The 15120-nt window shown below is 53.2% G+C and carries 12 protein-coding genes and 1 tRNA gene; 7 read left to right on the top strand and 6 right to left on the bottom strand.

What is annotated here, in order from left to right; translation table 11 throughout:
- Positions 1-46: 46 nt before the first annotated feature.
- The 6 genes from AY555_RS02680 to aroA all read right to left on the bottom strand — a co-directional run bounded on the left by AY555_RS02680 (position 47) and on the right by aroA (position 6649).
- Entirely contained in the window at positions 47-1777 is a 1731-nt protein-coding gene (locus tag AY555_RS02680; protein ID WP_066133094.1) for a monovalent cation:proton antiporter-2 (CPA2) family protein, read from the bottom strand.
- A gap of 113 nt (positions 1778-1890) precedes the next feature.
- Complete coding sequence (locus AY555_RS02675; RefSeq protein WP_066133091.1) at positions 1891-2226, bottom strand: lipopolysaccharide assembly protein LapA domain-containing protein; 336 nt, start codon at positions 2224-2226, stop codon at positions 1891-1893.
- The gene (gene ihfB / locus AY555_RS02670; protein WP_066133089.1) at positions 2226-2510 is read right to left on the bottom strand and encodes an integration host factor subunit beta; all 285 of its coding nucleotides are present in this window, start codon (positions 2508-2510) and stop codon (positions 2226-2228) included. Before ihfB ends, AY555_RS02675 begins: the two co-directional genes overlap by 1 nt.
- Positions 2511-2825: 315 nt before the next feature.
- Positions 2826-4523, bottom strand: a complete 1698-nt coding sequence (rpsA, locus tag AY555_RS02665; protein WP_066133086.1) for a 30S ribosomal protein S1 — start codon at positions 4521-4523, stop codon at positions 2826-2828.
- A 77-nt stretch (positions 4524-4600) separates the two neighbouring features.
- On the bottom strand, positions 4601-5290 hold the full coding sequence (gene cmk / locus AY555_RS02660; protein ID WP_066133083.1) for a (d)CMP kinase: 690 nt from the start codon (positions 5288-5290) through the stop codon (positions 4601-4603).
- Positions 5291-5296: 6 nt separating this feature from the next.
- A complete protein-coding gene (gene aroA, locus AY555_RS02655; RefSeq protein WP_066133078.1) occupies positions 5297-6649 on the bottom strand; it encodes a 3-phosphoshikimate 1-carboxyvinyltransferase in 1353 nt (450 codons plus the stop codon).
- 189 nt (positions 6650-6838) lie between these two features.
- Here aroA and AY555_RS02650 point away from each other — a divergent pair, with 189 nt between their 5' ends.
- The 7 genes from AY555_RS02650 (at position 6839) to AY555_RS02620 (ending at position 14927) form a co-directional block, all read left to right on the top strand.
- Entirely contained in the window at positions 6839-7177 is a 339-nt protein-coding gene (locus tag AY555_RS02650) for an FYDLN acid domain-containing protein (RefSeq protein ID WP_066136404.1), read from the top strand.
- Between the two features lie 191 nt (positions 7178-7368).
- Positions 7369-7444: transfer RNA gene (locus AY555_RS02645), tRNA-Ala, on the top strand.
- 902 nt (positions 7445-8346) lie between these two features.
- Entirely contained in the window at positions 8347-9354 is a 1008-nt protein-coding gene (locus tag AY555_RS02640) for an NAD-dependent epimerase (RefSeq protein WP_066133076.1), read from the top strand.
- A 3-nt stretch (positions 9355-9357) separates the two neighbouring features.
- Positions 9358-10653, top strand: a complete 1296-nt coding sequence (locus AY555_RS02635) for a nucleotide sugar dehydrogenase (protein WP_066133071.1) — start codon at positions 9358-9360, stop codon at positions 10651-10653.
- Positions 10654-10668: 15 nt separating this feature from the next.
- The gene (asnB, locus tag AY555_RS02630; protein WP_066133068.1) at positions 10669-12534 is read left to right on the top strand and encodes an asparagine synthase (glutamine-hydrolyzing); all 1866 of its coding nucleotides are present in this window, start codon (positions 10669-10671) and stop codon (positions 12532-12534) included.
- Positions 12535-13104: 570 nt separating this feature from the next.
- Complete coding sequence (locus AY555_RS02625) at positions 13105-13728, top strand: IS607 family transposase (RefSeq protein ID WP_066136401.1); 624 nt, start codon at positions 13105-13107, stop codon at positions 13726-13728.
- Positions 13725-14927 carry an RNA-guided endonuclease InsQ/TnpB family protein gene (locus AY555_RS02620; RefSeq protein ID WP_066133065.1) on the top strand — a complete coding sequence of 401 codons (1203 nt, stop codon included), beginning with the start codon at positions 13725-13727 and terminating at the stop codon, positions 14925-14927. Before AY555_RS02625 ends, AY555_RS02620 begins: the two co-directional genes overlap by 4 nt.
- The last annotated feature ends 193 nt before the right edge of the window (positions 14928-15120 follow it).

Below are 15120 nucleotides of genomic sequence, written 5' to 3'. Positions count from 1 at the left end.
TGTCACGGGAGGAATATGGCCCAGACTTGGGCTGCATTATCTCTCCTCATATGTTTTTTGCCGAATGTCTCTCTTCCAAGGTTTTTTGTAGAATGGCGTAATTGTCAGACCGGAATTGCTCCAGAATGCTTTCGACCTGTTCACCTGTTAAACCAAGATTTGTCAGGGAGGACCGTCCCAATTGCAGGCTTGCCTCCAATGTTTCGGGTACAGCACATGTCGCTCCGGCTTGGGTCAGATCACAGGATTGTTCGTGATCCCGAGCCCGGCAGTGGATCGGCAGCCTTGGGTACATATGGTGTATAGAAGCCAAGGCACGTGCTGTGGACAGGGGGTCATCCATCGTTAGAATAACCAGTGCAGCCTTGTCAGCATGTGCGGCACGCATGACCTCAGGACGGCTCGCATCGCCAAAGAAAATAGGATAGCCCTTACTGCGCCCCAGAATCACCGTATCAAGATTATGGTCAAAGGCTATGTAGGTTTGTCCGGCTGCATCTAGGAGCGAAGCGACGATGCGGCCAACCCGGCCAAATCCGGCAAGGATGACGTGCCCACTGTCTTCTTCTGGCGGGATGGCTACAGAGGTATGATGATGGGACTTGTTGGTGTTTCGTTCCATCATGCGTGCCAAGTGATGCCCGGCTGCGGCCAAGGCGGGCGTTGTTGCCATGGAAAGAGAAACCACCAAGATCAGAAGGTCTGTCAGGCCGCTTGCAATCGCTCCCTGGTTTTGTGCAAATCCCAGCAGAACGAAGGCAAATTCCCCCCCTTGTGACAGGAGGAGTCCAACGCGTACGGCATTGCTCCAAGAAAGTCCGGCAAGGCGTGCCAACGGAACCAAGATTCCGGTTTTGATAGTGAGAAGTCCGAGTACCAGTCCAGCAATCTGCAGCCAGCTTTGAGCCAGAAGGCCAAAATCTATGGCCATGCCAACGCCCATGAAGAAAAGCCCCAGTAGAAGACCTCTGAATGGCGTGATATCGGCTTCTATTTGATGGCGAAACTCTGAATCGGCCAGAAGAAGGCCGGCAAGAAAAGCACCCATAGCCATAGACATGCCGGCGTGCTCTGTAAGCCATCCGATTCCAAGGACAATCAGCAGAATTGTAGCGGTGAAGACCTCGGCACTGTGGGAGCGCGCAACAATATGCAGAAACGGGCGCAACAGGAACCGCCCGGCCAAGGTAACCCCGATCAGAATAGCGGCCCCTTGCATGATTGCCAGCCCCAACGATGCTGTAAGCGCTACATTGTGGATAGACAGGATAGGAACTAGGGCAAACAGGACAGGTACCATAAGGTCCTGCAGCAAAAGGACGGCAAAGCCACTTCGGCCATAAGCTGTTGCGAGCTCCCCCCGTTCGGACAGTGTTTGCAGCCCCATGGCTGTTGAGGAAAGCGACAGCCCCAGCCCGGCAATCACAGACATGGCAGCAGGTGCTCCCAGTGCCCAAGCGCAGCTGCCCAGAATGGCGGCGGTCAGCGTGACTTGTGCCCCACCCAGCCCGAAGACCTGTCGCCGCATCAGCCACAGGCGGCTTAACTTCATTTCTATGCCAACGATAAACAAAAGAAAGGCAACGCCAAATTCAGCTGGTCTCTGGATATCCTGCACGGATGAAATAAGCCCCAGCCCCCATGGACCTATAATAGCCCCGGCAGCTAGATAGCCCAGAATACTGCCCAAGCGCAGGCGCCTAGCTAAGGGCACGCAAACAGCGGCCGCTGCAAGCAGTGCAAGGAGTTCTGTCAACTGGTTCGCGTCCGCAGTCATAGATCCGTGATAAGGCACCCGTTCTTTTGTATCGGTCAGAGCCGCTTGTCTATTGTGCCTGTATAAGGAGAGCAAGGGCAACGGGTTATGCCATTCAAAGACACGTCTTATCTTCAGTTTCTGGGAAGTGCAGTCTGATCGTGCTTCTTGCTGGTCTCTCTCTCAAGATCTCCGCCGACTACAGAGCGGACCTGTCCCTCTAGGAACCGGGAGCGGCGTCGTTCTGCCCGTGCTGCCTTGCGGGCAGGTGCTGCGGCAATCCAACCCAAGGCAAGACCGACCAGCAGTCCAACCACCAAGGGGGCAAGAGCAAGCAGATAGAGGGGTAGTTCGATGATCCACGGCAGGGGCCACAGGCCAACCTGAACAGATTCATGGTTGGCAGCTGCAAACAAAACTACGGCTATGGCCAAGGGAATGCCAGAAAGCCAAGAAAGAAACCGTAGCATCAGGATTTTGTGTTTAGAAGCTCACGCAGCTGTTTACCGGTTTTAAAGTACGGAACAGCTTTTTCCGAAACTTCAACCGATGCCCCGGTACGTGGATTTCGTCCCAGACGAGCATCGCGCTTCTTGATTGAGAATGCGCCGAATCCGCGCAGCTCGACCCTGTCTCCATTCGCCAAAGCAGATGAAACTTCGTCGAAAATCGTCGAGACGATGCGTTCAATATCTCTCTGGTAAAGATGCGGGTTTCTTTCGGCAAGCCGCGCGATCAATTCTGATTTGGTCATGTAACGTTCCCCTCTTTCAGGTCTGTCAAGGTACCCCGAACCCGACACGGGACAACAGCATTTCGGCAGAATTATCGCACGGTGGCAATACGCACCGTCAGGAAATTCATGAACGGCAGTATCCTGCCAAAGGACTGCTGGAGCGTCAAGTATAAGCATATACGAATAAACGCCTTTTAGTGGTGCTGCGATCTTTTTCGTCTATCAGGACAAAACAACATGAAAAGCCCCCCCGGATGCATGGTACCGGGAGGGCTTCTTTCTAGCATGGTTCGCCACGTTTATTCCGGTGGCGAACTGAAGGGATTACAAGGTTCAGTCAGCCTTGCTTTTTTCTTCCTTGGCCTGTTTCAGGGCAGCGCCAAGAATGTCACCCAGCAGGGCGCCGGAATCCGTAGATCCGTATTCCGCCATGGCCTGCTTCTCTTCTTCAAGTTCGCGTGCCTTGATCGACAAGCTGATCTTGCGGGTCTTGCTGTCAATGGCAGTGATCTTGGCGTCGATCTTTTCACCGACAGCAAAGCGTTCTGTGCGCTGCTCGTTGCGTTCACGCGACAGGTCGGACTTGCGAATGAAGGAAATCGCACCGTCTACTTCCACCTCAATCCCGTTGTCTTGGACGGCGGTGATTACGGCAGTAACGGTTTGTCCCTTGCGCAGGCCAGAGGCAGCAGAGGCAAACGGGTCTTCGCCCAGTTGCTTGATACCCAGCGAAATACGCTCCTTCTCGATGTCAACATCCAGAACCTTGGCCTTGACCATGTCGCCACGGTTATAGGCCTTGACGGCTTCTTCCCCAGATTCAGACCATGACAGATCGGAGAGGTGGACCATTCCGTCAATTTCGCCAGGCAGGCCAACGAACAGACCAAATTCGGTGATGTTCTTGACTTCGCCTTCAACTTCCGTACCGGCCGGATGCTGGGATGCGAAGCTTTCCCACGGGTTGCCGGCGCATTGCTTCAGGCCTAGGGAGATACGACGCTTTTCGCCGTCGACATCCAGGATCATGACTTCCACTTCCTGAGAGGTGGAAACGATCTTGCCCGGATGAATGTTCTTCTTGGTCCAGCTCATTTCCGAGACGTGGACAAGGCCTTCAACGCCAGCTTCCAGTTCAACAAAGGCGCCGTAGTCGGTGATGTTCGTCACGCGACCGATGAAGCGTGTTCCAACTGGGTACTTGGCAGCAACACCTTCCCATGGGTCAGCTTCCAGTTGCTTCATGCCAAGCGAAATACGCTGGGTTTCCGCATTGAAGCGGATGACCTGAACCTTGACGGTCTGACCGATATTCAGGGCTTCGGACGGATGGGTCACGCGCTTCCAAGAAATATCGGTGACGTGCAGCAGGCCATCGACGCCACCCAAATCAACGAAGGCACCATAGTCGGTGATGTTTTTGACAACACCATCCAGAATCATGCTTTCCTTCAGGCCGGACATCAGCTTCGCGCGCTCTTCGGCACGGCTTTCTTCCAGAACGGCGCGGCGGGAGACAACGATGTTGCCACGGGCGCGGTCCATTTTCAGGATCTGGAAGGTTTGCGGCTGACCCATCAGAGGGCCAATGTCGCGCACCGGACGAATATCAACCTGGGATCCGGGAAGGAAGGCCACAGCCCCGGACAGATCAACAGTGAAGCCACCCTTGACGCGTCCGAAGATAATCCCTTCCACGCGTTGGCTGGCGGTGAAGGTCTTCTCCAGATCGTTCCAAGCCTCTTCGCGGCGTGCCTTGTCGCGGGACAGGACAATTAGTCCGTCACGGTCTTCGTAGCGCTCCACAAACACATCGATCTGATCGCCGGCTTTCAGCTCGACTTCTTCCCCAGCTCGGGAGAATTCTTTCAGGGCAATGCGTCCTTCGGACTTCAGGCCGACATCAACAAGGGCAAAATCGCCGTCGACGCGCAGGACTGTTCCACGCAGGACCGTTCCTTCAATACCGCGTTCGGCGGACAGGGATTCATCAAGAAGAGCCTCAAAGCTCTCAAAAGTGGCATCAATCATAGGTAAACATCTTCCTTTCATACATTACATTTCCGGCCACGGGTTGGATCCCGAGGTCTTCTGCAAATTGCAGCATATTACCCACAGGCAGCGTTGTGCCTGTCTACAACAAGACCCTTTTGCCGGACATAGTCCAAGGCAGCCAAGAAGGCCGCCTCAGCGTCCATGTTGGTGGTATCAAGCACCAAGGCATCCGCAGGTTGGGCCAAAGGCGCAACAGAGCGTTCTGTGTCGCGCCGGTCCCGTTCCCTGATATCGGCAAGGATTTCGGACTCTATACCCTCTATTCCCCGGCTCTGCAACTCCAGCAGCCGACGACGGGCACGTTCTTCTACGCTTGCGGTTATAAACAGTTTGACCGTAGCGTCCGGGCAGACAACTGTGCCGATATCGCGCCCATCCAGAACAGCCCCGGATCGGTTCTCCGGTGGATTGGTGGCAAATGTACGCTGCAGGTCCAGCAGGGCATGGCGTACATCGGGGATGGCGGCAACTTGGCTGGCGGCTTGTCCTGTTGCTTCACTCCGCAGCTCGCTGTGCCCGGACAGGCGGCTGATTTCAGCTGGTGTTAGGGACCGTGCGGCGTCGCAGGCTGTCTTTGTGTCATCTGTCCGAGCCCCACTGCGCAGCACTTTCATGCCGACAATCCGGTACAGGATACCGGTATCCAGATAAGCATAGCCAAGGGCAGAAGCCAGGCGGCGGGCCAAGGTTCCTTTTCCGGCGGCAGCCGGGCCGTCAACGGTGACAACGACGGGATGTGTCATGGTTTCCTACTCTTCTGGGGCCAGGGTGATGCGGGCACCCAGGCTGTTCATAAGGTTTGCAAAATCAGGGAAGCTGGTATCAATGGCGCGGGCATCATCAACAGAAACCGGCGTTCTTGTGGCCATTCCGAGGACCAGAAAGCTCATTCCTATGCGATGATCAAGCTGTACGGCAATCATCTCCCCACCCTCTGGTTGCTTTCCTGTGCCCTGGATAATCAAATCATCGCCTTCTGTACGGGCATTCACGCCACAGGATTGCAGGCCGTCTGTCATCAAGGCCAAGCGGTCACTTTCCTTGACTCGCAGCTCCCCAAGGCCGTTCATACGTGTTTCACCGCTGGCAAAGGCCGCAATAACCGACAGGATCGGGTATTCGTCGATCATGCTGGGGGCCCGTTCTGCCGGCACATTGATGCCTTTCAAGGGACTGTGACGGACGACTAGGTCGGCAACAGGTTCCCCATTTTCATCGCGTACGTTCTCAAAATGTATGTCAGCTCCCATCTCCTGCAGGGTCTTGTAAAGGCCGATTCGCGAGGGATTGATACATACATTGCTCAGGGTCAGGTGACTGCCGGGTACGATCAAGGCTGCTGCGACCGGGAATGCGGCAGAGGAAGGATCTGCCGGCACGCGGACAGTCTGCCCTGTCAGTTCGGGGTGTCCGGTCAGGGTGATGATGCGCCCTGCGCCGTTTTCCTCTACCTGGATGTCAGCGCCAAAGGCTTTCAACATGCGTTCAGTGTGATCCCGCGAGGGTGAGGGTTCCACAATGCGGGTCTGGCCGGGTGTATTGAGTCCGGCAAGCAGGATGGCACTCTTTACCTGTGCTGATGCAACGGGCAGTGTGTAGTCAATGGGGATGGGGCGTTCCGTCCCGGTTATGGTAACAGGAAGCCGTCCACGGGTGCGGCTAAGAAAACGGGCCCCTGTTTTTTCCAGCGGATTTGTAACCCGCGCCATGGGACGGCTGCGCAGAGATGCATCGCCGGTCAGGACTGCGGTGAAGGGATGGCTGGACAGAAGCCCCATCAGAAGTCGCGCCCCTGTTCCCGCGTTGCCCATGTCCAGAACATCATCGGGCTCGGCCAGTCCGCCAACGCCCCGTCCGGAGAGAATCCACCGTCCGTCGGATTCCTTGCGGACGGTTGCCCCCAGTTTTTGCATGGCTGTGGCCGTCCGCAAGACGTCCTCTCCCTCCAGGAGTCCTTCAATAATGGTTTCACCAACGGATATGGCGCCAAGCATCAGTGCCCTGTGCGATATGGATTTATCGCCGGGAACCCTGATCGTGCCGGACAAGGGGGATGCTGCTTGTGACCGTAGGGTAACAGGACGCGCGGGTGCCGAACTCATTTATAAACTCCGCTTATCGGTGCGCTGTATCAGTGGACGCAGGCCATCCGATAGCACAGAGAAGCCCCTAGTGGTAGAGATCATGCGGTGGTTTGTATCCCGATCTGTTTTTTGCTTTTGACAGGGGACACGTTCGATGGCAAATGCGGCATTGACCGTATGACGTTCACAAGATCTGGAGGTTTTCTGGTGGCCAAGCCGGAATGGGGCAGCAAGCATACCTGCACAACGTGCAGCGCCCGTTTTTATGATATGTGTAAAGATCCTGTCGTGTGTCCAAAGTGTGGAGCCATCCACGAAAAGGATGCCGCGCCTAAAATCAAGCGTGGTGGCAAGGGAGCCCGTGGGGATGCGCCTCGCAAGGTTGTTGCTGCCGTGGCTGCTGTGGGTGAAGACGACCTAGATGAGCCGCTGCTGGATGATGAGGATGACGATGCCCTGATTGAAGATGCTTCGGATCTGGGTGAAGACGACGATGATATGGCCGAGGTGATGGACCATCTGGAGGCTGGTGACAGCGACGAGTGATGTTGCTGGGCTCCTTGCTGCGGGCCAAGTAGGACGCTGTGAAAACACCGGAATCTGCCCCCAGGTTTCCGGTGTTTTTCGTATCGACGGCAAAAAATGGGAACGCATGATTTTTCTCTTGCGAACCGTGCATCAAGCCCTTATAAGTCCGCCTCACACCGTGAGGAATATCCCATGATTCCTCAAAAAGCGGGGCTGTAGCTCAGTTGGGAGAGCGCTACAATGGCATTGTAGAGGTCAGCGGTTCGATCCCGCTCAGCTCCACCATATTATTTAAAATTAAATCATGCATTATACACCGTAGGTATGCGCGTCGGTTAAGCTGCTTTTGTGTGGGCTGGACGACTAGCGTTATCTGGGCGATCCCTTCGGTTAATGATAATTCCAGCATCATTCCGGTATGCTTTCTTATCGGTTTAGTTGGTGTGGCTCATCATTTGTCAGGCATATTTGGCCTGATGTGACGGATCCTGTTTTGGGGCATACGTCTTATGTCTCGTGCGGCTGTCGTATGGGTGTAGTTCTATATGGTGCAATGAGATTGATCTGCCCCGTTATTGTTTGTTTGACAAAAAAATGTTCTCAAACTCGTGCCAGTGTGGCATATCTGCTCTCGATGCGTGGGGCTCCGGCTAAATTCCCTAGCCGCTGCTGCTCTTTAGCTTTTAGGCTGCATTCGCGGGGCCTTTTTCGCTTTATCTTCGTGTAAGAGAAGGTGCGGCGGGCGGTAGCTTGATTGTGGCATGCTGAGCAGTCATATCGCTATCGCTAATGCTAATGTTGGTTGATTCGGCCCCATTTTTGCCAAATTTTTTGTGAGAAGGCCAAGCTGAGTATTAACCCTTCATCGTGATCATAGGGCAGGATGGTCACAATGCTGGCAATACGAGTGTTCTCGGCGTTTTTTTGGTTGATCCGACAGGGGCTGGGGTATTACGACTTGGATTGAGACTGGGCGCGCTCCTGTTGTCGTTTGTGAGCTATAACTGAAAGAGTCGGTGCTCTTCCTGTTACGTACGATCAAGAATCTTGCGGCATTCAAGTGTGAGGCAGGTGCAGTCTTCATGAATTGAGTCGCTAATGACATCTGTGGCGCTAGGGGCAACATGTATCTCTTTGAGATTTGTTGCCTGTGATTGAGTGTGGCTTTATTTCAGAGTGGAAAATTGATGAAAGTTCTGGTTACTGGAGCGGCTGGATTTATAGGATCCTCACTTGTTCTACGTCTTCTTGCGCGTGGTGATGCCGTTATTGGAATTGACAACCATAATGATTATTATGACCCTTCTCTTAAAGAATCACGTCTAGAGCGCTTTGTAAGTCATCCACAATATACTCATTTGAGAATGGACCTTGTGGACCGCAACGCGATTGACGATTGCTTTGCGACACACAAGCCCCAGCGGGTAGTCAATTTGGCAGCTCAAGCTGGTGTGCGCTATTCAATTGAGAACCCACTCGCCTATATTAATAGTAACATTGTCGGTTTTGCCCATATTCTCGAAAGCTGTCGGCATCACAGCGTGGAGCATCTCGTTTATGCCAGCAGTTCCAGCGTTTATGGCGCAAACACGGCTATGCCTTTTTCGGTTCATCATAATGTCGATCACCCGTTGAGCCTCTATGCTGCCAGCAAGAAATCGAATGAATTGATGGCTCACACTTATAGCCACCTGTATGGTCTCCCAACGACAGGATTGCGTTTTTTCACCGTCTATGGCCCTTGGGGTCGGCCCGACATGGCCTTGTTCAAGTTCACTAATGCTATTTTGGCTGGTGAACCTATCAAGGTCTTCAATTACGGTAAGCACCGGCGGGATTTTACCTATATTGACGACATTGTTGAAGGGGTCATTCGTATCCTCGATCGTCCCGCTCTTCCTGACCCCAACTGGAACAGTGATCATCCTGATCCGGGCACGAGTAGAGCGCCTTGGCGTGTTTATAATATTGGTAATAATAGTCCTGTTGAGCTTATGGAATACATCGCTGCGCTCGAAAAAGCACTAGGCAAGAAAGCGCAAATGGAGCTTCTGCCCTTGCAGTCTGGCGATGTACCAGACACTTATGCTGCTGTCGACGATCTTGTTGAGCAGTTTGATTATAAACCAACAACAAGTGTGCGGGATGGTATTGCCCAATTCGTCACATGGTATCGCGATTATTTCAGGGTCTAATTCATGACAAGTATTGAGAATGCAGTCGTTGCAGTCATTGGTCTGGGTTATGTTGGATTGCCCCTTGCTGTTGAGTTTGGAAAAAAATATAGAACCTTGGGATACGACCTATCCGAAGCCAAAGTTGCCAGTTACAAGAAGTACTGTGATCCGACAGGCGAGGTGAGCGCCGAGAGCCTGCGTGCGTCAGCAAATCTTACCGTATCGACTGACCCTGCAGTGATTTCTGAGGCTGATATCATCGTCGTAGCGGTGCCTACCCCGGTGGATGAGGCGCATATGCCCGACTTTTCTCCCTTGATTGCGTCTTCCGCTACGGTTGGTCGGTACATGAAAAAGGGTGCAATCGTGGTATATGAATCCACGGTTTATCCGGGTGCTACCGAAGAGGTGTGCATTCCTTTGCTGGAGCAGCATTCAGGAATGAGGTGGAGGCAGGACTTCCACGTGGGTTATAGTCCGGAGCGGGTGAATCCTGGCGACAAAGAGAGAACCATAACCAAAATTGTGAAGGTCGTATCCGGCGATGATGAGGCTACTCTGAGAACAGTGGGAGACCTTTACGAGTCTGTTATTATGGCCGGTGTACATCGCGCCAGTTCTATAAAAGTAGCCGAAGCTGCCAAAGTTATTGAGAATACCCAGCGGGATCTCAATATTGCCTTGATGAACGAGCTGGCTATTATTTTTGATAGACTAGGCATCGACACCTTGGAAGTTTTGCAAGCGGCTGGGACCAAGTGGAACTTTTTGCCTTTCCGACCTGGATTGGTCGGTGGGCATTGTATCGGCGTTGACCCTTACTACCTTACGCATAAAGCTGAAATGATTGGTTACCATCCCCAGGTCATCCTTGCCGGTCGGCGTATTAATGACGGTATGGCGAACTATGTTGCGCAGCAGACGGTCAAGCAAATGATCAATGCGGGTAGCTCTATCAAGGGTGCAAAGGTTATCGTCCTTGGGCTTACCTTCAAAGAGAACTGCCCTGACCTAAGAAATTCCAAGGTAGCTGATCTGGTTTCCGAGCTTGAAGATTACGGCTGCGATGTGGTCGTTCATGACCCAATTGCTGAGCCATCCGAGGCAGCGCATGAATACGGTATTAAGCTAGCGTCGTGGGATTGCCTTCCCCAGTCAGATGCCATTGTAGCGGCAGTGTCGCACCAAGAGTATTTAACCATGCCGCCGCTCGAACTTACTCGGAGACTTAAGGTTCCTGGTGTATTTGTCGATATTAAATCTGCATTCGACTATAAAGTATTGAAATCTGCAGGCTTTAATGTTTGGCGGTTGTAAGGAATTCTGTATTTTATGTGTGGAATAGGTGGAGTATATCCTAAGTCAGCGGGTGATATTGAACTTCATGACCATTTGCGGGGTATGTTGGATATTCAGCATCACCGGGGTCCAGATGCCCGTGGACTGTGGATGGCCGAAGATCAACATATGGGCTTGTGCCATAACCGTCTTGCGATACTTGACCTGACAGATTCAGGAAACCAGCCCCTGCGCTCTATTGATGGTCGGCTTGTAATTGTCTTCAACGGTGAGATTTATAACCACAAAGAACTGCGCAGAGAACTCGAGCTGAAGGGGGTCACCTTCAGGTCACATACTGATACCGAGGTACTGGTTGAGGCTTACCGATTTTGGGGCGAAGACATGCTGCAGAAGCTTCGTGGCATGTTTGCGTTTGCAATCTATGACCTTGAAAGCAGAAACCTGTTTTGTGCACGTGACCACGTCGGAAAGAAGCCATTTATTTATGCACAGACAGACCGTGCATTCATTTTCGCGTCTGAAGTTCCGGCGGTAAGGCAAGTCAAGGGTGTTAACAAACGCTACGATCATGCCGCAATCGCAGCCATGTTTCTGCACAATCTGCGTCATATTCCCGACCCGCAAACAGCTTACGCGGGTATTAAAAAATTGCGCCCAGGTCATGCAATGATGGTGCGCAATGGCCAAGTGCAACGTATATGGCGATACTGGATACCAGCGCAGTCAAAAGGCCTCCTTACGCCTGAGCGTCTTCGAGAAATTCTTGAGGAGTCGGTAAGGCTCAGGATGCAAGCGGATGTGCCGGTTGGTGCCTTGCTTTCGGGTGGTGTTGATAGCTCTGCGATTGTTGCGCTGATGCAGGGGCAGTCTAGTGTGCCAGTCCATACTTATGCACTTGGGTTCAATGCCGATGATGAGGACTTGCATCGCGCCCGTTTGATGGCAGAGCAACTTGGTACATGTCATCGTGAACTTTACTTTGATCCCGATGAGCAGTGGAAAATATTTGAGAAACTTTTAGGAACCTATGGGGAGCCGATCATGCTTCTTCCATTGGTTCATACCTATGCACTTAGTCGTGCCATTCAAGAAGATGGCATCAAGGTGGTACTGACCGGCAATGGTGCGGATGAATTGTTTTTTGGTTATACGGGGCACATTCGCACCTTAAAAGTTTCACGTTGGTTGGATCGTGTTGAGTGTTTGAGAAGGTTTCTACCATCAATGCGCAATACCCGACTGGGGTGGGTCTTTGCAAAACCCGGGGAACGCAAAGCCGCTTGGTACCGCAGCATTGCTAAATCTGAATGGGCGCCTTTCCTTACGTCTGATGCTCAGATGCATCTTGCGAATGTTGCCGCCGATGAACTTGCGTATTGGGGGGATCTTTGTCCTTCACCTCATTTCATCGATGAGTCCAACTTTGTTGGTCTAATGGTGGAGAATGCGCACTCAGTCACCATAGCGGGTGATCTTCCGGCTATGGCTGCGTCTGTGGAGTTCCGGTCTCCATTTCTTGATCAGGAGATCGTGTCCTTTGCCTTGGCAACGCCTGCGGACAAGAAGATACCTGACCTCAAGAATCCAAACTGGCTAAAGGCTATCCTTCGTGAGTCTGTGAGAGATCTTGTGCCAGATTCCCTGCTTAGGGCACCCAAGCGTGGTTTTGGTATGGGGATACAAGAAGCTAATGTGTTGAGTGGGCCATGGCGGGAGCGTGCGAGTGATTTGCTAGCAGATCCTAATGATGTTGAAGGCTTACTCGATGTTGTGGCCGTCCGCGCTGAATGGCAGGGCTTTCTTGATGGGGTGCGGCCTGCCAATCGATCGGCAAAGCAGCTTGCTGTGCAGGCTTGGTTGAGAATACAAGGGAGCACGACGCATGCCTGCTCCTAGGGTGCATGTATGTCTGCTATCTTCTTCAGTGGTGAGTGATAATAGTCATCGTATGTAGAGCTATGATTTTATCACATGTTAGAATCGATTATTGTATTCCTGATTATTTGTATTTCTTCTCAGAGGAAGTTATTTCAATTATAAGCGGCGCTGCTTGGGGAATGAGGAAAGGTATATTTTCCTCATTGTCCGTATGTCGAAACTGGCTGTTCGATAGTGATCTGACGCATCGGTCGTGGGCAGCCAAGGTAACTTTTAACCTGTTTCGGATGTTATATGCTCGGATGTCGCCTTCTCACTATCGTCAGATGTGTTTTGAGCGGCAGAGCCTTGGTGCTCCGTGGCTTGTTCCAGATGCCATCAGGCAGATTGAGCAATTTCTCAAGCCGCATCATGTGGGTTTTGAATGGGGAAGTGGTCGGTCAACACTGTGGTTTGCTCGGCGTACTTCTCATATAACGTCTATCGAGGGTAGGCGAGACTGGTTCGAAGAAATTTCTCGGTAGATCGCAATGGAGGGCTTTAACAGTTCTCTTGAAATCTATCTAAATGTGTGTATATCTATTTGTTATGGATAGATATGTTTCCGTTGGCCGTGCGGCGGCCCTTCTTGGTGTCTCGGTCAGCACGCTCCGTCGCTGGGAGCGGGAAGGCAAGCTTTTGCCGGAGCGGACGGCATCCGGCCACCGCCGTTATGCCCTGTCCCGGCTTCAATCCGGTCACGACGGCGAGGCAGCGGCGCAGAAGCGTACCATTGCCTATGCGCGTGTTTCCAGTCATGACCAGAAAGCGGACCTTGAACGCCAGAAAAAGATACTGGAACTATACTGTGCCCGGCAAGGCTGGACCCATGAGGTTATAGCCGACCTTGGGTCCGGAATGAATTACCGCAAGAAAGGTCTCAAACGTCTTCTGGAAGATATCATGGCGGGCCGGGTCGGACGCCTTGTCCTGACGCACAAGGACCGTCTTCTCCGCTTTGGTGCCGAGCTTGTGTTTGCGCTTTGTGAGGCCAGACAGGTGGAGGTTGTGATCCTCAACCAGGGTGAGGACACCACCTTCGAGGAAGATCTGGCGAAAGATGTCCTTGAGATCATCACCGTGTTCAGCGCCCGTCTGTATGGGGCACGGTCCCGGAAGAACCAGAGACTTCTGGAGGCTGTTGCAGAGGCGGTCAAGGATTCCCCGGCATGATAACAGCCCATCGTATCGCGCTTGATCCCAACAATGTGCAGGCCACATATCTGGCCCGCGCTGCCGGGACAGCCCGCTTTGCCTATAACTGGGCCCTGGCGGAGTGGGGGCGGCAGTATGCGGCATGGAAAGAGGACAACACCCTGCCAAAGCCCTCGCAGTACGCCCTGCGCAAGCAGCTCAATGCCGTCAAGCGGGAGCAGTTTCCGTGGATGCTGGAGGTTACGAAGAATGCCCCCCAGATGGCCATCATCCAGCTTGGAGAGGCCTTCAGGAACTTCTTCGCGGGCCGTGCCCGTTATCCGAAGTTCCGCAAGAAAGGTGTACACGACCGCTTCACCCTGACCAACGACCAGTTCACTATCGACGGTTCACACATCCGCATCCCCCATCTGGGCCGGGTGCGGATGCGCGAGGCGTTGCGCTTTACCGGCAAGATCATGTCAGCCACCGTGTCCCGTGTGGCCGACCGCTGGTTTGTCAGTCTTGCCGTGGAGACACCCGAGGAGCCATGCCTGCCCCACGCTGAAAACCAAGGTGCGGTGGGTGTGGATCTCGGTGTCTCCGCACTGGCAACGCTCTCGACCGGGGACAGCCTTCCGGGACCCAAACCGCACAAGGCCGCGCTGAACCGTCTGCGCCGTTTGTCCCGGAGCCTGTCCCGGAAACAGAAAGGCTCCTCCAACCGCCGCAAGGCCCGGCAGAAGCTGGCCCGTCTTCACGCCCGGATCAGCAACATCCGCACCGATGCCCTGCACAAGCTCACCACAGCACTGGTCCGCAGATTTCACCTCATCGGCATCGAAGACCTGAATGTACGCGGCATGATGCGCAACCGGCATCTGGCCCGCGCCATTGCCGACATGAGCTTTCATGCTTTCAGGCGGCAACTGGAATACAAGATGGCACGGCGCGGGGGACGGGTTGTGGTTGCCGACAGGTGGTTTGCCAGCAGCAAGACCTGTTCGTGCTGTGGGCACAAACTCGAAAGCCTGCCTTTGGCAACACGGGCATGGGTGTGTCCCGTGTGCCGTACGCAGCATGATCGTGACGTGAATGCCGCGATCAACCTGAGACATCTGGCGGTGAGCTCCACCGTGTCAGCCTGTGGAGAGGAAAGCTCTGGCTTGGGTCGCAAGACCAAAGCGAAACTGGCCTCAGGGAAGCAGGAAGCAAGCAGCAGGTTTACTCATATATGAGTAGGTTTGCATAGGTATTGTAGAGCGGACTATAGGAAAAGATAAGTCTACAGCTGCAGGAGGTTACGACTGAGTCTGACTTCTTTCCTCATGAGATAGAGCGATATGCACGTGCTATTGATCACATTAAGGATGAAAGCTTGGACTTTATTATCGTCGATGGCCACTTTCGTGTCCCCTGTCTCGAGCGTAT

The sequence above is a fragment of the Haematospirillum jordaniae genome, from assembly GCF_001611975.1.
Taxonomy (GTDB): Bacteria; Pseudomonadota; Alphaproteobacteria; order Rhodospirillales; family Rhodospirillaceae; genus Haematospirillum; species Haematospirillum jordaniae.
The sequence above is the reverse complement of the archived record's forward strand: the minus strand, read 5'-3'. Positions and strand labels throughout refer to the sequence as shown.